We start from the raw sequence: 16,991 nt of genomic DNA, 5'->3' as shown, positions 1-16,991 counted from the left end.
GCACGATGACCGACTTCGACGTCCTGGACCGCGCACACACCGCCCTGCACCGCACCGTCCGCGCGCTCCGCTCGCCGGACCTCGCCCGCCCGACCCCATGCACCGCGTGGGACGTCGCGCAGGTCCTGCAGCACGCCGCCGGCGACCAGCGCGCGTACTCCCTGTTCATCACAGGCCGGGACGGCCCGACCGGCGACCCGTTCGCCCCGGACGGTGCCCTGACGGGTGCGCCGCTCGAGCTGCTCGAGCCCGCCCTCGCCGCTGCCGCCCGGGCATTCGCCGGCGTCGACCCGCGGGGCACCGCGCCGACACCTCTGCCGCAGGGCACGCTCCCTGCCCACCTCGCCGCGGGCGCGGCGGCCCTCGACGCGGCCATCCACGCCTGGGACATCGCTGTCGCCACCGACCAGCCGTCCCCCCTCGACGACGAGCTCGCCGCGGCCCTCCTGCCGGTCGCCCACGAGCTCGTCGAGCCGCTGCGACAGTGGGGCGCGTACGCGCCGGCCCTCGACCCGGTGGACGTCGACGACGCCGCGGCCGAGCTCCTGCGCTTCCTCGGCCGCGACCCGGAGTGGTCACCGCTTGCACGTGCAGCCGGGTAGCGGCGACCCGAGACCTGTGCGGGACGGGCCGACGCGAGTCGGCGCCCGACCCACCGCACGTTGCGCTTCCGCTGGTGCGAATCGGCACGAACAGGACGGCGCTCGGGGTTCGTGCCAGCGCTGCGGTGGTCGGGTCTTGCGATCTCGCGGATCGGGTCGGTCAGGTCGTCAACCAGGGGTGATCCGGAGGTCAGTTCACCGCGACACGAACCGCGCCCGAACAAACGTTCGATACGCTCGCCCAGTGAGTGGAGGTCGCGATCCCCGCTCGGTGGCGAACCGAGAGGCACCTGAGGCGCCACCCCTGCGCCCGCAAGGCGACGTGCCAGTAATTGTGCGGGTGATGTGGTCCGACGGATCCGAGGAGTGGCGGCCTGCGCGGGCGGTGCGGTGGACGTCGACGCACGTCATGGTGGCGTGGCGGGACTCCCAGCGCGATCCGCACTCCGAGCGACACGAGTGGCTGCGGGCTGGCGATGTGGCACGTTCAGTGAGTTGGTTGGTGGCTCCGCGAGCGACCACTGCGCAACCTGGCACAACCGAATCGCGCCGGGTAGACCCCTGACAGGGTGCCCGATGGGATAGCCCGGACCCGTCGTGTCGTAGGGTCTCAGTCGAGGTGAGGGGCACCAGGGGCTTGAACTACACGGGACTTGTCCCGAGCGTTTCTCTCAGTTATGTCCCCATCCACCGGGCCTCTAGCTCAATTGGCAGAGCAGCGGACTTTTAATCCGCGGGTTGTGGGTTCGATCCCCACGGGGCCCACTTGACCAGGGATTCTTCCTAGTCCTGGCGCATGACGGTCGCGGCGGAGGTGGTCGTCAATACCGGCGCGGTCGAGCTCTGGCTGCCGGTCGGGGCGGCTGACGCCGACCAGCGGTGTCACTCGACCATCGACCCTCCGCGGCCGGATGCCGACCGCGCAGGCTCGATGGTCGGCCACGCTAGGCCGGAGGATGCCCCGGCTGTCCCGGCTGCTCCGGGCCGATGCGGTACGGCCGCATCATCTCGTTGTCCTCGTGCTCGACGATGTGGCAGTGCCAGACGAACTGGCCGCCGCGGCCGAACCGCATGCGGATCCGGGTCACCTCGCCGGGGTAGGCGATGACGGTGTCCTTCCAGCCGTTCTCACCGGGCTCGGGCGGTCGGGCCCCGCCTGCGGGGGCGATGTTGTGCGTCGCCTCGTCGATCACCACCGGCTCCCGGTCCGCGACCTGGAAGACGACCTCGTGGACGTGGATCGGGTGGGCGTCCGCGGTTGAGTTGTAGATCTCCCAGGTCTCCGCCGCGCCCACGGCCGGGTTCTCGGTGATCGGGTCGCTCCACATGTAGGTGGACCACGTGCCCGTGGCGTCCACGGTGCCCAGCAGCGCAGCGATGGGTGGGGGGTCGTCCGCGAGCTCGGGAGCCATGGACATCTCCTCGACCAGCGCGAGTCGCCGGACCGACGTCGTCGGGAGAGGGTCGATCGCGGGGAGCACCAGGAAGGCCGGGGGCGTGGTGAGGTCCGGACTCGTCGCGGGGACCACGACGAGCTGGAGCACCTGACCGGTGGACGCCGGGTCGGCGACATCGAAGTCGTCGTCGGGCTGCCCTCCACCGAAGGGCTCGTCCGGTCCGAGGTTCCTGATGATGTGCGAGCCGACCGGCACGTGCGTGAGGTCGAGGATCACGTCCGCGCGCTCGGCCGGGCCGAGGAGCAGGCGGCCACCGTGCTCGGCAGTGAGGTTCACCGGTGCGGCGAGGAATCCACCCTCGGTTCCGATCTGCCACGCCTCCGCACCAGGGAGGCCGAGGTCGAGGATGAGGAATCGCGAGTTGCAGCCGTTGAGCAGACGGAACCGGTATCGGCGCTGCTCGACGGTGTGCGTCGGCCAGGTGTGGCCGTTGACCATCATCGTGTTGCCGAAGAACTCGGGGTTCCAGATCGGCGAGACGTCACCCTCGGGCACGTACGGGCCCACGGTGCCGTCGAAGTACTCGCGGGAGTCGGGATAGAAGAGCGACCCGTCGGAGAGGAACGAGCGGTCCTGGATCGCGAGCGGGATCTCGCGGTACGGCTTGCTGCTGGGGAACCCGTCCGCCGCCTTGGGTGCGGGCCCCGGCAGCACCGCAGGCTGTCCTGTCCGCGAGTCGATCACCGCGTCGTCCCCGTGCGGCCCGCCCCGCAGCAGGTAGAAGCCTGCGGGTCCCGCGTAGACGTTTGCGCGCGTCATCCCCAGGGTGTGGTCGTGGAACCAGAGCGTCGAGGCGCGCTGGTCGTCTGGGTAGTGGAAGGTCGCGCCTCCCGCGGGCCAGGACACGCCGTGCGCCCCCTCGGCCTTCGACCGGAAGAACGCGTACCAGGTCCCGTCGTGCGCGTGATCAACGGGGACGTCCACGGCGTCGGGCAGGTACCAGGCCTCCGGGTAGCCGTCGCTCTCGTCGCCGACGCCGACGGCGCCGTGGACGTGCGTCACCACGGGCACCGGGCCTCGGTAGGGCCCCGGCGTCGCGGCGAACGTGGGCCGGCTGTCACGGTCAGTGGTGCCGCCGGGTGGGTTCGCCCAGTGCAGCGTCGGGTCGATGGGCAGGAGGTGCGGCAAGAAGTGGCCGTCGGCGTCGACGAGCTCGTTGCGCCAGGTGACGCGGACCGGTCGCTGCCACTTGGCCTCGATCGTCGCGCTAGGTGCGTGGAAGAGGAGGGTGGCCTTGCCCGAGCGGGCCGACGTCGGCCCGTAGGCCCACAGCGTGGTCGGTGGGAGAGGCGCGGGCAGCACCTGCTGGCTGATCTGCCGGACCGCGATGTCGTACAGATCGGCCTTCTTGCCTCCGCGCAGCGCGGTGCTGCCCGTGGTCGGCATCACCGGCGGGACCACGAGAGGCGTCACCCACTTCGGCACCGACAGTGGGTCGAGGAAGCCGGCGGCGGCCTCGCCGGCCGCGGCCTCGAGCACCCAGGGCCTACCGCCGAGGACCCCGACGAAGTAGAGGCCGAAGGCTGCGCCGGCAGTCTTGAGAACGGTCCGTCGTGAGACGCCTGCTGCTGACGGCGACGTGGTGATGTCACTCATTTCGACTCCTCGTCGAGCGCGTTGCTTGGACGCTACGCCCGGCGTCCTGGGCATCGGCTAGGGTCTTTTGTCCCGATATCTCCGGACCCCGAGCCCTTTCTGCGCAGCACCTGGCAGGCACCAGCGCACGACGCGAGAGGTCCAGCCGAACCGGCCGGACCTCTCGCGCGTGCGCGGTCGAGCAAGGACTACGTGTGCGTGTGGCTGAGCATCCACGAGTAGATGTCGTTCGCGGCACCGATCGTGTACGTCTGCGTCCACGAGTCGTGATCCGCACCCGGGTAGATCGTCACCTGAGCCGGGACCGCGGGCGGCGGGCACGTGTTGATGTTCGCGACAGGCTCGATGCTGCCAGCCGGGTTGACCGTGTCGTCAGCGTCGCCGGCGAACGCCCACAGCGGAACCTTGCCGAGCGCGCAGCCGACCGAGCCCCACATCGGGCGGCCATCACCCGCGATGGGAACCGCAGCGGCGACTGTCTCGTTGCCGTGCGTCTCGAGGTACGACCAGACGCCGTAGGCGCCACAGCTGAGCCCGGTCAGGTACACCCGGGACGGATCGACGTCGTAGGCAGCGATGGCGTAGGTGAGGAACGCGTCGACCTCCTGGGGCGTCATGCAGGGCGAGTGCTCGGGCACGTTGCCCAGCTCGTGCTGGATGGCCATCACGCACGAGGCGCCCTGGAACAGTCCGTCGCAGCTGGAGAACACGTCGTCGCCGTCGTCGGGTGCGTGCTGCGGGGCGAGGACGACAAACGGCTGGCTGGCAGCCCAGCCGTCGTTCGCGATGAACCGCGGGATGGCTGTGCCTTCGAGGAGGGGGAGCTGGTCGGCCGAACCGTCCCCGCTCTCGCCGTAGCCGTGCAGGAACACCAGCAGCGGCGACTTCGTCGGTGCGGCGTAGTCCGGCGGCAGGTACTCCATGTACCCGGACGCCGAGCCGGTGGAGCCGACGGGCTTCAGGGTCATCCGGTCGGCCGAGCCCGTGCCGACGAGGTCGCCTGGGACTTTGCAGTAGTCCTGGTCGAAGCCGGGGTGAGGCCCGCGGACCGTGGCGCTGATCAGCTCGAGGAACTGCTTGCCCGGGTCGGTGTCGCCCCCGGTGTCCCACAGTGCCTCGAACTTGATGACACCCCGGTCCTTCTGGACGACCTTGCCGGCCGAGTCCTCGATGACGCCCGGGCTGTCCTTCACCACGAGCGTCGACTGGAAGACGGTGCCCTCGACTCGGGTGGCCTTCATGTCCTTGATCTGCTGGTTCCCGCGACGCACGTACCACTGGCCGGTGTCGACCCGCGTGTGAACCTGCCGGTAAGAGAAGGAGTCCGTGACGTAGTAGAACGTCTCGTTGTCCTTCTTGCCCGCCCGCGCCTTGTACGTCCCGGTGATCTCCTCGTGGACGGAGACCGGGTACCCGCAGTCGTTGTACGTCCAGTCGTTGCTGTTCGAGTACGGCGTCACCTCGACATTGCCACCAGCCGACGCCGGCACCGCAGTGATCGTCAGCGCCGCGGCACCGAGAATTGCGACCAGCGCCCCTCGTCGTGAAGTCCTCATCGACCTGACCATGAGCCCGCCTCCAGCGGCTCGCTGCGGGCCCCCACCCACCGACAACCACTACCCCTGACAACGCCGCGGGACGGCGCGCTGGTCGGCCACGGCCACCCTCGAGGCGGCCGTAAGTCGGGACAAAAGGTGTAACTGGACGTTGGATCGGGACGCTACTCGCTCCCGCAGCCGACGCGCCAGCCGTGTGCACACGTCGCGCACGGCGCTCGCCAAGCCGTTCGCCAGCCCACGATGCTCGTCTGACTGCGCCACAGCGAGCGACCTTGCGCGACCAGTCGGGTTCCCCGCTGAGCGAACGCGGATCCGGAATCCCCGGCCAGGGGCGACCGTTCGGATGAGCAGCACACGCAGTGCTCGTCCGACCGACGAGCACCGCCCCCTCCAGCGAGACGAGGTGTCCGCCCATGACCACCGCCACTGTCGACATCGCCACGACCGAGCTCACGCGCCAGGACCGGTGCGACCGCTGCGGCGCCCAGGCGTTCGTGAAGGCGACCCTCCCGTCGGCCGACGGGCTGGAGCTGCTCTTCTGCGGCCACCACTTCCGCGCCCACGAGCTCAAGCTGGTCGCGGCCGGCGCCACGATCCAGGACGAGCGCCACCGCATCGACGAGCAGGCGCCCGAGCGCGTCTAGCGGTAGTACCCCGCCTCGATGTCCTCCAGCAGCCCGCCGATCCAGCCGAAGTGCTGGGCGGCCTCCGACGGCTCGATGGACCTCCGCGCGGTGAGTGTCGGCGACCGGTCCTAGCGTGGCCGCATGACCGTGAAGGTGCTGCCCGCGTTCGGCCGCTACGACGACTTCTTCGAGGTCGTCGGCGTCAAGAAGCCGGGCGGCGGCGGGTGCTGGTGCATGGCGTACCGCGACAGCCGGGTGCCCAACGAGGAGCGCGGGCAGTACATGCGCGACGAGTGCGCGCAGGAGCCCGGGCCGGGGGTGCTCGCCTACGTCGACGGCGAGGTGGCCGGCTGGTGCTCGGTCGCGCCGCGCACCAGCTACCGGCGGCTCATGAACTCGCGCACGATCCCGTTCGTCGACGACCGCGACGCCTGGAGCATCGTCTGCTTCGTCGTCAGACCGCGGTTCCGCCACCAGGGCCTCATGCACGAGCTGCTCGAGGGCGCGGTCGCCCACGCGCGAGCGAGCGGTGCGCAGGTCGTCGAGGGCTACCCGATCGACGTCGGCACGGGCGACCGGGTCGACGTCATCTCGGGCTACGTCGGGACCAGCCGCCTGTTCGAGGCGGCGGGGTTCACGCAGGCTGCGCCGACCACCGGCCACAGCGGCGGCCGTCCGCGCGTGATCATGCGCCGCGAGCTGTGATCACTCCACGCGGGACTGCTCCAGCACCGGAGCCGTACCCCGCACGCGTGGGCCGTACCGCAGCATGTCCGAGGCCAAACCGACCGTCAGCACCCCCAGCGCCAGCACGACGAGCGCCTGCTGCAGCACCGTCCAGCCGAGCGGCCTCATCGACAGGTGCGCCAGCAGCGCCATGAGCAGGCCGCGACCGATGATCGCGACGGCCGCGACCAGCACCGTGTCCTGCCGAGGTCCCGTGCTCGACGCCAGGCGGACCAGCAACCAGACCACGATCGCGAGCCCGACGGCGTAGACGGCGACGAGCGCGACGCTCCGGTCCGGCACGGCGAGCAGCAGCAACGCACCGCCGACGATGCACAGCACCGCACTGGTCCGGCACGTGACCTGGCGGCCGTACCTGACGAGGAACGTCCGCTTGCCCAGCAGCGTGTCGCCGCGCACGTCGCGGAAGTCCTTGAGCAGCAGGCGGCCGATGATCGCGACGTAGAGCCCGCCGAGCAGCGCGACATCGCCGGAGCTCAAGCGCGCGTCGGCCGCCAGCAGCCCCACCAGGTACGGCACGGCGACGATGCACAGCGGCAGCACCAGGGACGCGACGACCCCGCGCTTGGAGAAGCTCAGCGGCGGCACCGAGTACGCGGCCCCGACGAGCAGGCCGGCGACCAGGACGACGAGGACCGGCCAGCCCAGCGCCACCGCGCAGGCCACCGCCAGCACACCTCCCGTGACGGCGACAAGCACGAGCTCGCGCGGGGTGCTCCCGGTGGTGAGCGGCCGCGACCGGTCGCCGGCGAGGTTGATCCGGTCGACGGCGACGTCGGCCAGATCGTTGAGGACGACGGACGCGAGCAGGTAGCCGATCACGACGACGAGCACACCCAGCGTGCGCCACGCGTCGTCGGCCGCGCCGTGCTGCGCCAGACCGATGGCCGCGTAGCTGCCGAGCAGGAGCACGAGCGCGGGGCGCGCCATGAGGACGACGAGCCGCACGTGCGCCCGAAGGTCGCCCCTCACTTGTTGCTCGCCCACTGGTTCATGCCCACGACCACCAGGACGCCGAAGGCCAGCACGGCCAGCCCGCAGACACCCAGGACGATCGACAGCACGAGGCCCACCATCTGCCAGCCGGTGAGGGCGCGGCGCGGTCCGCGAGGGCGATAGTCGTCGGTGGGCACGGGCGAACCTCCAGTCGGGGTGGCGGGAGCGTATCTCCCGGCGAGGCCCCGCCGTGCTGGCTGTGCCAGGATCGCCCGAACACGAACGAGGGAGCACCGATGGCAGGCGGTCTGGCCGCACTTCTCGACGACATCGCCGCCCTGGCGAAGCTCGCCGCGGCCTCGGTGGACGACGTCGGCGCGGCCGCGGGACGGGCGAGCGCGAAGGCGGCGGGCGTCGTCATCGACGACACCGCCGTGACCCCTCGCTACGTGCACGGCTTCTCGCCCGACCGCGAGCTGCCGATCGTCCGACGCATCGCCGTGGGCTCCCTGCGCAACAAGCTGCTGTTCATCCTCCCCGCGGCGCTGCTGCTCAGCCAGTTCCTCCCCTGGCTGCTGACGCCGATCCTCATGGTCGGCGGCACCTACCTCGCCTACGAGGGCGCGGAGAAGATCTGGGAGCTGGTCAGCGGGCACGCCAAGGAGCACACGACCACCCCGGTCGCCGTCCAGGGCGAGGCCACCGAGAAGTCGATGGTCACGGGCGCGATCCGCACCGACTTCATCCTGTCCGCCGAGATCATGGTGATCGCCCTCAACGAGGTGGCCGACGAGCCGCTGCTGTCCCGCGCGATCATCCTGGCCATCGTGGCCCTGGCCATCACGGCGCTGGTCTACGGCGTCGTCGGGCTCATCGTGAAGATGGACGACATCGGCCTCCACCTGGCCGGCCGCAGCAACGCCGCGGCCGCCGCCACCGGGCGCGTGCTGGTCCGCGCCATGCCGAAGGTCCTGTCGGTGCTGTCGACCGTCGGCATCGTCGCCATGCTCTGGGTCGGCGGCCACATCCTGCTCTCGGGCGTCGACGAGCTGGGCTGGCACGCCCCCATGGAGCTGCTGCACCACCTCGAGGACGCGGTGGACGGCGTGCCGGGCGTCGGCGGGTTCCTCGCGTGGCTCGTCGACACCCTCGGCTCGGCCCTCGTCGGACTCGTGGTCGGTGCCGTCGTCGTCGGGGTCATGCACCTGATCCCGAAGCGCCGGAAGGCAGCCGACGGAGCCCACTGAGCCGACAGAATGGCCGACATGGAGCTCGGGTTCACGGCCGGCGTCGCGGCGATCGTCCTGTTCGGCGTCCTCGGTCAGATCCTCGGCAAGGCCACCCGTATTCCGTCGATCATCCTGCTGCTGCTGCTCGGCCTGCTGGTCGGCCCGGTGCTCGGCTGGGTGAACCCGGACGCCATCCTCGGCGAGGCGCTCTTCCCGCTGGTGTCGATGGCGGTCGGGCTGCTGCTCTTCGAGGAGTCGCTCAAGCTCGACTTCTCCCGGCTCCACGGGGGAGCACGACGGCCGGTGCTCGGGCTGGTGACGGCGGGCGCTCTCATCACCGGCATCGGCGCGACGATCCTCGCTCGCGCGGTGTTCGACTTGCCCCTCGACCATGCCCTGGTCATCGGCGCGATCCTCATCGTCTCCGGGCCGACCGTCGTCGGCCCCATGCTCGCCGTGATCCGGCCGAAGCAGCCGCTCGAGTCGGTGCTGGCGTTCGAGGGCATCTTCATCGACCCCATCGGCGCCACCGTCGCGCTCGGGATGGTGAACCTCGCCCTCCACGACGGGCTGCACCTCGGATCGACGGCGCTGGCCGGCGTCCTCACCGGGCTGGCCGCTGCGGGGCTGTTCCTCCTGCTGGTGACGGTCGGCAAGGTGCCGCCGGCCACGCACGTCGCGCTCGGGGTCGCCATCGCGCTCACGGCGTTCGCCGCGGCCGAGGCGCTCCACGAGGAGTCGGGTCTCTGGGCGACGACGACCCTGGGTGTCGCCCTCGCCAACCAGCGGTGGGTGCGGCTGGACGCGCTGCACGAGTTCGGCAGCCACGTCGGCATGCTACTGATCGGGTCGCTGTTCATCGTGCTGTCGGCGCGCGTCGACCTCGACGCCCTCCTGCACTACGCCCCGCTGACGCTCGTCCTGGTCGGGCTCCTCGTCCTCGTCCTGCGACCGCTGGCCGCCGCGGTCGCCACGAGCCGGACCGCGCTGAGCCGCCGAGAGCGGGCGATGGTCGGCTGGATGGCGCCGCGCGGCATCGTCGCCGCGTCGACCGCGAGCGTGTTCGCGCTCCAGTTCGAGGACGCCGGCGAGCCGTTCCCGGAGCTCGTGCCCGTCGTCTTCGGCGTCGTGCTGGCCACCGCGATCATCTACGGCGCGACGGGACCGCTGGTCGCGGGCCTGCTGGGGGTGCGTTCCGACGATCCGGAGAACATCGACGAGGACGGAGTCCTCCGTGAAATCTCCGGGCGATCGTGACCATCCCGAGATGTGGATGTTACTTACCGGTAAGACCCTCGTGATGCCTGACACATCTGTGTGCTACCCATAGCCCACTGAGAATCCAGCCGGCGGGCGCTACCCGTGCGCCCGCGGCCCTGACAGAAGAGGTAGCGCATGTCCTCCCTCGCACCATCTCGTCGCCGCGTCCTCGCGGCGACCGCGGGACTCGCCGCGACAGCCCTCGTGCTCACCGCCTGCTCGGGCAGCAACGACGACGAAGGCGACGGTGGCAGCACCTCCGCCGCAGGCGGCTCGCTGACGATCGGCACGACGGACAAGGTCACCACCCTGGACCCGGCGGGCTCGTACGACAACGGCTCGTTCGCCGTGCAGAACCAGGTGTTCCCGTTCCTCATGAACACCCCGTACGGCAGCCCCGACGTGCAGCCGGACATCGCCGAGTCGGCGGAGTTCACGGCGCCGACCGAGTACACGGTCAAGCTCAAGCCGGGCCTGAAGTGGGCAAACGGGCACGACCTGACGTCGTCCGACGTGAAGTTCACGTTCGACCGGCAGGTGAAGATCGCGGACGAGAACGGCCCGTCGTCGCTGCTCTACAACCTGGACAGCACCGAGGCCGTCGACGACACCACGGTGGTCTTCCACCTGAAGTCGGCGGACGACCAGATCTTCCCGCAGATCCTCTCCAGCCCCGCGGGCCCGATCGTCGACGAGGAGAGCTTCTCGGCCGACGCGCTGACGCCTGACAGCGACATCGTCGACGCCGACGCCTTCGCCGGTCAGTACACGATCACGGGCTACGACTTCAACTCGCTGGTCTCGTTCAAGGCCAACCCGGACTACAAGGGCATCCTGCCGCCGGCGAAGACCGAAGAGGTCAACCTCAAGTACTACGCGGACTCGTCGAACCTCAAGCTGGACATCCAGGAGGGCAACATCGACGTCGCGCTCCGTAGCCTCTCCGCGACGGACATCGCGGACCTCAAGACGGACGACAACGTCAAGGTCGTCGACGGCCCCGGCGGTGAGATCCGCTACATCACGTTCAACTTCGACACGCAGCCGTACGGCGCCAAGACGGACGACGCCGACCCGGCGAAGGCCCTCGCGGTCCGCCAGGCGGTGGCCGACCTGGTCGACCGCGAGCCTCTCTCGGAGCAGGTCTACAAGGGCACCTACACGCCCCTGTACTCCTACGTCCCGGACGGCCTGACGGGCGCCACCCAGTCCCTGAAGAGCCTGTACGGCGACGGCAACGGCGGACCCGACGCCGACAAGGCGAAGGCCGCCCTCGAGGACGCCGGCGTCACCACGCCGGTCGCGCTCAGCCTGCAGTACTCCACCGAGCACTACGGCCCGTCGTCCGGCGACGAGTACGCGCTCGTCAAGGAGCAGCTGGAGAAGGACGGCCTGTTCAAGGTCGACCTGCAGACCACCGAGTGGGTCCAGTACTCCAAGGACCGCACCTCCGACGTCTTCCCGGCCTACCAGCTGGGCTGGTTCCCGGACTACTCGGACGCCGACAACTACCTCACGCCGTTCTTCCTCACGGAGAACTTCCTGAGCAACCACTACGACAACAAGACGGTCAACGACATGATCCTGCAGCAGGCGACGACGGCTGACCCCGACGCCCGCACGCAGCTCATCGAGGACATCCAGGACGCGGTCGCCAAGGACCTCTCCACCGTCCCGCTCCTCCAGGGCGCCCAGGTGGCCGTCGTCGGCAAGGACGTGAGCGGCGCCGAGGACACCCTCGACGCGTCGTTCAAGACCCGCTACGCCGCCTTCTCCAAGAGCTGACACAGCACCACCCGGCCGACGGTCCCGTTCCCGAGCACAATCGGGGACGGGGCCGTCGGGCTCGTCCGCACCGCATCTTCGCGGCACGACCATGCACAGGCAGGAACCATGACCTCCACCACCACCGGAGCGCCCACCGGCGTCGCGCCCGGGCAACCAGCGGCGCCGGCGACCCCGGCCGCGAAGAGCAGGCGATCGGGGGGGCACCTGGGCAGCTACCTGCTGATCCGGTTCCTGCTGATCTTCCCGACGATCTTCATCCTGGTGACGACCGTCTTCATCCTCATGCGCTCGACGGGCGACCCGATCACCGCCTCGCTGGGCGGCCGGCTCACGCACGACCAGCTGCAGGAGCGGATCCACGCCGCCGGCTACGACCGGCCGATCCTCGTGCAGTACTGGGACTACCTCACCAACCTCCTGCACGGCGACTTCGGGACGACCATCTCGACCAACCGTCCGGTGACCGAGGTGGTCCTCACCTACGGGGCCGCGACGCTCGAGCTGGCGTTCTACGCCCTGATCGTCGCGCTCCTGGTCGGCATCCCGCTCGGTCGGATCGCGGCCGCACGCCGCGACCGGGGCGTCGACGCGACCCTGCGGGTGTCCGGCATCGTCGCCTACGCGACGCCCGTCTTCTTCGCCGGCATCCTGCTCAAGCTCGTCTTCTCCGTGTGGCTGGGCTGGCTCCCGGTCGCGGGGCGCGCGTCCACCGACGCCCAGATCGAGATCCAGCGCAACGGCGCCGGGACCGGCCTGTACATCGTGGACGCGATCAGCACGGGTGACCCCGCCGTGGTGTGGGACGTGCTGCAGCACGCGATCCTGCCGGCCCTCGCCCTCGGCCTGCTGACCGGTGGGATCTTCCTGCGGCTGGTCCGCACCAACGTCATCGGCACGCTGTCGACCGGCTACGTCGAGGCGGCGCGCTCGCGCGGCGTGAACGAGCGGCGACTGCTGCGCCAGCACGCGTGGCGGCCCGCGCTCGTCCCGATCATCACCGTGATCGGCCTGCAGATCGCGCTGCTGCTCAGCGGCGCCGTCCTCACCGAGAAGACCTTCGAGTGGAAGGGCCTCGGCTTCGAGCTGGTCCAGTTCCTGCTGGCGCGCGACTTCGTCGCTGTCCAGGGGCTGGTCGTGCTGCTCGCCGTCGTGGTGGCACTGACGAACTTCATCGTCGACGTCATCGCCGCACTCGTCGACCCGAGGATCAAGTACTGACATGACCGCACTCACCCCCCTCGACGGCCCCGACGCCGTCCACGCCGCCCCGGCGGCCCCCGAGCACACCGCCCTCTGGAAGCGCCTGCCCGTGCTGCGCCAGGTCCGCACCAGCGTCGGTCTGCAGCGCACGATGCTCGTCAGCGGGCTCGTGCTCGTCGCGATCTTCCTCGTGACCGCCGTCTTCGCGCCCGTGCTTGCGCCCTACGGCTACGCACAGCTCTCCGTCGACGGCGTCAACTTCGGCTCCCAGCAGCCGCCTTCCGCCGAGCACCTGCTGGGCACCACCGTCGGCGGCTACGACGTCCTGTCCCGCACGATCTGGGGCGCCCGCCCGGCGGCCCTCGTCATCGTCGTCGCCGTCGTGCTCTCGATCTTCCTCGGCGTCGCCMTCGGTCTGGTGTCCGGGTACTTCGGCGGCTGGGTCGACCGCGTGCTCGTCGTGATCGCCGACGCCCTGTTCGCGTTCCCGTCGCTGCTGCTCGCCATCGTCGTCGCGATCGTCATCAGCGGCGGCGAGTCCTCGATGTGGGGCGGCGTCATGGCGGCCGCCATCTCCCTGAGCGTCGTGATGATCCCGCAGTACTTCCGCGTCGTCCGCGCCGAGGTGGTGCGCGTCAAGGCCGAGGCGTTCGTCGAGTCCGCCCGGGTGATCGGCTCGGGCCACCTGCGGATCATGGGCCGGCACGTGCTGCGCAACTCCACCCGCACGCTCCCCCTCATCCTCACGCTCAACAGCTCCGAGGCCGTCCTCACGCTGGCCGGCCTGGGCTTCCTCGGGTTCGGCATCGAGCCGACGGCCGCCGCGGACTGGGGCTACGACCTGTCCAAGTCGCTGTCCGACGTGACCAGCGGCATCTGGTGGACGGCCGTGCCCCCGGGCGTCGCGATCGTGCTCACCGTGCTGGGCGTCACGCTCGTGGGCGAGTCGCTCAACGACCTCGCCGACCCGCGCCTGCGCACGCGCCGCAGGGCCAAGGCGGCCGCACCGGTCAGCCCGGTCGTGGCCGTCCCCGGCGGTGTCGCGGACGACGACTTCGGGACCATCGACGAGCTCGAGGCACCGTCGAACCTGTACGGAGAGACCGAGGACCGCTCATGACCACCCAGAACGTCGTCGACATCACGGACCTGCACGTCTCGTTCGCGACGGACTCCGGCACCGTCCGGGCCGTCGAGGGCGTCACGCTCAGCGTGGCCGCCGGGGAGGTGCTCGCCATCGTCGGCGAGTCGGGCTCGGGCAAGACCGTCACCGCCCGCTCGATCCTCGGCCTCCTGCCCGAGACCGCGCTGACCAGCGGCGCCGTGCTGCTCACTCGCAAGGACGGCTCGGCCACGCACGACGTGGCCACGATGAGCGCGAACGAGCTGCGCGACGTGCGCGGTCGCGACGCGGCCATGGTGTTCCAGGAGCCGTCGACCGCGCTGAACCCGGTGTTCCCGGTCGGCTGGCAGATCGCCGAGGGCCTGCGCGCCCACCGCAAGCTGTCGGACAAGGACGCCCGCGCCCAGGCGATCGAGGTCCTGCGCCTGGTCGGCATCCCCGACCCCGAGCACCGCGTCGACTACTACCCGCACCAGTTCTCGGGCGGCCAGAAGCAGCGCATCGTCATCGCGCAGGCCCTGGTGCTGGACCCGGGCCTGATCATCGCCGACGAGCCGACGACGGCCCTCGACGTCACGGTGCAGGCCGAGATCCTCGACCTGCTGCGCCGGCTCCCCCAGGAGTACGGCTCCGCGATCGTGCTGATCACGCACAACATGGGCGTCGTCGCGGACCTCGCGGACCGCGTGGCGGTCATGTACAACGGCGAGATCGTCGAGCAGGCGGACGTCCGCACGCTGTTCGCGTCGCCGCAGCACCCGTACACCCGCAAGCTCCTCGACGCGGTCCCCCGCGTGGGCGGCCGCCGCCTGCGCGACCGCGTGCGCGTGGCCGACGAGCTCGAGGCCATGGTGGTCGACGAGTCCTCGACGCCCGTCGTCGAGGCGAAGGACCTGCGGGTCGTCTACCCRGGCCGGCTCCGGCAGCCCGCGTTCACGGCCGTCGACGGGGTCGACCTCGTCATCCGTCCCGGCGAGGTGCTCGGCCTGGTGGGCGAGTCCGGCAGCGGGAAGACGACGATCGGCCGCGCGATCGCGGGACTGACCCCGGTCAGCGGCGGCTCGCTCAAGGTCCACGGCGTCGAGATGCTCGGCGTCAAGGAGAGGACCTTCAAACCGGTCCGCAAGCGCATCGGGTTCGTGTTCCAGGACCCGGCGACGAGCTTCAACCCGCTGCTGACGATCGCGCAGTGCGTCGCCGAGCCGATGGTGGTCCACGGGCTCGCCCGCAACCCGCAGGAGGCGCGACCGAAGGTCGACGAGCTCATGGAGGCGGTGCAGCTGCCCAAGGCGTTCGGCGACCGGTTCCCGCACGAGCTCTCGGGCGGCCAGCGCCAGCGCGCCAGCCTCGCCCGCGCGCTCATCCTGGGCCCCGAGCTGCTCATCGCCGACGAGCCGACGAGCGCGCTCGACGTGTCCGTGCAGGCGCGCGTGCTCGACCTGTTCGCCCGCCTGCAGGCCGAGCTGGGCTTCGCGTGCCTGTTCATCAGCCACGACCTGGCCGTGGTCGACCTGCTCGCCCACCGCATCGCGGTGCTGCACCGCGGCGTGCTGGTGGAGGAGGGCACGGGCGACGAGGTCCTCGGCGCGCCGAAGCACCCGTACACGCAGCGCCTGCTGGCGTCGCTGCCCGTGCCGGACCCGATCGAGCAGGCCGCCCGCCGCGAGCAGTGGAGGAACCTGCGCGCCCAGGACTGACGGGGGGGGGCGGTTCACCCCCTAGGTGAACCGGCTCCCACGGTCGCCTCGACGCACGCCTCCCGGCGCGCCGCGTAGCGGTCGTACAGCGTGACGACGAGCGCGACGAGGTAGGCGAACAACAGGACGTCGCCGACGGACACCTGGCCGCGCTGCCCGGTCGCGAAGGCGGCGAACACGAGCATCGCGGCGACGCTGATCACGGTGTTGACGACGACCTGCACCCCCAGGGGCGCCCTCCTGCGCAGGCGGGCGCGCCAGACGGCGAGGGCCGCGTGGAGCAGCACGGTCGCCGCCACGACGAGCGCCACGACCGACAGGCGCCCCTCCACCAGCGGGAACGACTCGAACATGATCATCGTGACCAGCCCGGCGAGGACCACCTTCTCGACGACGTGGCGGACGCCGGACGGCGCCCAGGCCACGGGCCCCCGCGGTACCCACCCGACCCGTTCCGCGACCACGTCGGCGTCCAGCGTGAACGGCCAGTCGGCCGGGGGGAGTCGGCGGTACACGCGGCGCCCGACGATCACGAGCACCACGGCGACGATCGCCAGCAGGCCCCAGACCCACGGCCGCTCGTCCACCAGCTTGCTGAACTCGTCGGTGAAGTCCAGCTGCGCGACGTGGATCCACCACTCCTGCGGCAGCTTGATCACCACCCAGATGAGGCCGGCGGTCCACAGGAACGCCGCCTTGCTCAGCCGGTTGGCGTCCCACCGGGTGCGGACCACCTCGATGGCGATCACGAAGTACTCGAACGTGTTGGGGAACACCATGAGCAGCCAGCGCGCACCGGTGATCTCGAACGCGAGCACCCCGACCAGCCGGTAGTACCAGAGGAACGCACCGACGCCGACGGCGAACGGGTTGCGCCAGTTCCGCAGCACCGCCAGGTACGCGATCGTCAGGTAGTAGATGTCCAGCGCCTTGTCGTACGACTGGTAGTTGTCGAGCGGGAAGCCGGTGAACGCCGCGAAGATCGACTTGTCCACGCCGTCGATCACCAGCGCGGCCAGGATCGCGGGCAGCGGGAACCGCGGGATGAAGAGCGGCACCACCAGGCGCAGGCCCACCACCAGCACGAACACGGTCCAGTCGAGGGTGCTCGCGTTCGCCATGGTGCGGACTGTAGCCATCCGGACCGCCCACGCGGTCCGGGTGTTCGCCC

At 70.6% G+C, this 16,991-nt stretch carries 14 protein-coding genes and 1 tRNA gene; 10 read left to right on the top strand and 5 right to left on the bottom strand.

The window, feature by feature from the left end:
• The first annotated feature begins 5 nt into the window (after positions 1–5).
• A complete protein-coding gene (locus ACXJKA_RS02615; RefSeq protein ID WP_456823607.1) occupies positions 6–602 on the top strand; it encodes a TIGR03086 family metal-binding protein in 597 nt (198 codons plus the stop codon).
• A gap of 692 nt (positions 603–1,294) precedes the next feature.
• A tRNA-Lys gene (locus ACXJKA_RS02610) sits at positions 1,295–1,367 on the top strand.
• A gap of 179 nt (positions 1,368–1,546) precedes the next feature.
• Here ACXJKA_RS02610 and ACXJKA_RS02605 read toward each other — a convergent pair.
• On the bottom strand, positions 1,547–3,655 hold the full coding sequence (locus ACXJKA_RS02605; RefSeq protein ID WP_456823606.1) for a multicopper oxidase family protein: 2,109 nt from the start codon (positions 3,653–3,655) through the stop codon (positions 1,547–1,549).
• A 188-nt stretch (positions 3,656–3,843) separates the two neighbouring features.
• Entirely contained in the window at positions 3,844–5,211 is a 1,368-nt protein-coding gene (locus tag ACXJKA_RS02600; protein WP_456823605.1) for a carboxylesterase family protein, read from the bottom strand.
• 416 nt (positions 5,212–5,627) lie between these two features.
• On the opposite strand from ACXJKA_RS02600, the gene ACXJKA_RS02595 reads away from it, so the two are divergent.
• Both ACXJKA_RS02595 and ACXJKA_RS02590 read left to right on the top strand, forming a co-directional pair.
• Positions 5,628–5,858 carry a DUF7455 domain-containing protein gene (locus ACXJKA_RS02595; protein ID WP_456823604.1) on the top strand — a complete coding sequence of 77 codons (231 nt, stop codon included), beginning with the start codon at positions 5,628–5,630 and terminating at the stop codon, positions 5,856–5,858.
• 123 nt (positions 5,859–5,981) lie between these two features.
• The gene (locus ACXJKA_RS02590; protein WP_456823603.1) at positions 5,982–6,545 is read left to right on the top strand and encodes a GNAT family N-acetyltransferase; all 564 of its coding nucleotides are present in this window, start codon (positions 5,982–5,984) and stop codon (positions 6,543–6,545) included.
• On the opposite strand, the gene ACXJKA_RS02585 is transcribed toward ACXJKA_RS02590, so the two are convergent.
• Positions 6,546–7,559, bottom strand: coding sequence for a UbiA prenyltransferase family protein (locus tag ACXJKA_RS02585; RefSeq protein ID WP_456823602.1), 1,014 nt, complete (start codon positions 7,557–7,559; stop codon positions 6,546–6,548).
• Positions 7,556–7,720, bottom strand: a complete 165-nt coding sequence (locus tag ACXJKA_RS02580) for a hypothetical protein (protein WP_456823601.1) — start codon at positions 7,718–7,720, stop codon at positions 7,556–7,558. The genes ACXJKA_RS02585 and ACXJKA_RS02580 overlap by 4 nt, the downstream gene beginning before the upstream one ends.
• Positions 7,721–7,819: 99 nt before the next feature.
• On the opposite strand from ACXJKA_RS02580, the gene ACXJKA_RS02575 reads away from it, so the two are divergent.
• The 6 genes from ACXJKA_RS02575 to ACXJKA_RS02550 all read left to right on the top strand — a co-directional run bounded on the left by ACXJKA_RS02575 (position 7,820) and on the right by ACXJKA_RS02550 (position 15,820).
• Complete coding sequence (locus tag ACXJKA_RS02575) at positions 7,820–8,770, top strand: DUF808 domain-containing protein (RefSeq protein WP_456823600.1); 951 nt, start codon at positions 7,820–7,822, stop codon at positions 8,768–8,770.
• Between the two features lie 18 nt (positions 8,771–8,788).
• Positions 8,789–10,009 (top strand): cation:proton antiporter domain-containing protein, encoded by a 1,221-nt coding sequence (locus tag ACXJKA_RS02570; RefSeq protein WP_456823599.1) that lies wholly within the window; start codon positions 8,789–8,791, stop codon positions 10,007–10,009.
• Positions 10,010–10,147: 138 nt separating this feature from the next.
• Positions 10,148–11,797 (top strand): ABC transporter substrate-binding protein, encoded by a 1,650-nt coding sequence (locus tag ACXJKA_RS02565; protein WP_456823598.1) that lies wholly within the window; start codon positions 10,148–10,150, stop codon positions 11,795–11,797.
• A 108-nt stretch (positions 11,798–11,905) separates the two neighbouring features.
• On the top strand, positions 11,906–13,018 hold the full coding sequence (locus tag ACXJKA_RS02560) for an ABC transporter permease (RefSeq protein ID WP_456823597.1): 1,113 nt from the start codon (positions 11,906–11,908) through the stop codon (positions 13,016–13,018).
• Between the two features lies 1 nt (position 13,019).
• Positions 13,020–14,120 carry an ABC transporter permease gene (locus ACXJKA_RS02555; RefSeq protein WP_456823596.1) on the top strand — a complete coding sequence of 367 codons (1,101 nt, stop codon included), beginning with the start codon at positions 13,020–13,022 and terminating at the stop codon, positions 14,118–14,120.
• Positions 14,117–15,820, top strand: coding sequence for an ABC transporter ATP-binding protein (locus ACXJKA_RS02550; protein ID WP_456823595.1), 1,704 nt, complete (start codon positions 14,117–14,119; stop codon positions 15,818–15,820). The genes ACXJKA_RS02555 and ACXJKA_RS02550 overlap by 4 nt, the downstream gene beginning before the upstream one ends.
• 14 nt (positions 15,821–15,834) lie before the next feature.
• Here ACXJKA_RS02550 and ACXJKA_RS02545 read toward each other — a convergent pair whose 3' ends face one another.
• Positions 15,835–16,941, bottom strand: a complete 1,107-nt coding sequence (locus ACXJKA_RS02545; RefSeq protein ID WP_456823594.1) for a hypothetical protein — start codon at positions 16,939–16,941, stop codon at positions 15,835–15,837.
• Positions 16,942–16,991 lie beyond the last annotated feature (50 nt).

This window comes from Cellulomonas sp. P5_E12 (assembly GCF_054049315.1).
This window is presented reverse-complemented; position numbering and strand designations above follow the sequence as displayed.

Coding starts and splice junctions, on each gene's coding strand:
- ACXJKA_RS02615 (WP_456823607.1), top strand. CDS start 6: ATGACCGACTTCGACGTCCTGGACCGCGCACACACCGCCCTGCACCGC.
- ACXJKA_RS02605 (WP_456823606.1), bottom strand. CDS start 3,655: ATGAGTGACATCACCACGTCGCCGTCAGCAGCAGGCGTCTCACGACGG.
- ACXJKA_RS02600 (WP_456823605.1), bottom strand. CDS start 5,211: ATGAGGACTTCACGACGAGGGGCGCTGGTCGCAATTCTCGGTGCCGCG.
- ACXJKA_RS02595 (WP_456823604.1), top strand. CDS start 5,628: ATGACCACCGCCACTGTCGACATCGCCACGACCGAGCTCACGCGCCAG.
- ACXJKA_RS02590 (WP_456823603.1), top strand. CDS start 5,982: ATGACCGTGAAGGTGCTGCCCGCGTTCGGCCGCTACGACGACTTCTTC.
- ACXJKA_RS02575 (WP_456823600.1), top strand. CDS start 7,820: ATGGCAGGCGGTCTGGCCGCACTTCTCGACGACATCGCCGCCCTGGCG.
- ACXJKA_RS02570 (WP_456823599.1), top strand. CDS start 8,789: ATGGAGCTCGGGTTCACGGCCGGCGTCGCGGCGATCGTCCTGTTCGGC.
- ACXJKA_RS02565 (WP_456823598.1), top strand. CDS start 10,148: ATGTCCTCCCTCGCACCATCTCGTCGCCGCGTCCTCGCGGCGACCGCG.
- ACXJKA_RS02560 (WP_456823597.1), top strand. CDS start 11,906: ATGACCTCCACCACCACCGGAGCGCCCACCGGCGTCGCGCCCGGGCAA.
- ACXJKA_RS02545 (WP_456823594.1), bottom strand. CDS start 16,941: ATGGCGAACGCGAGCACCCTCGACTGGACCGTGTTCGTGCTGGTGGTG.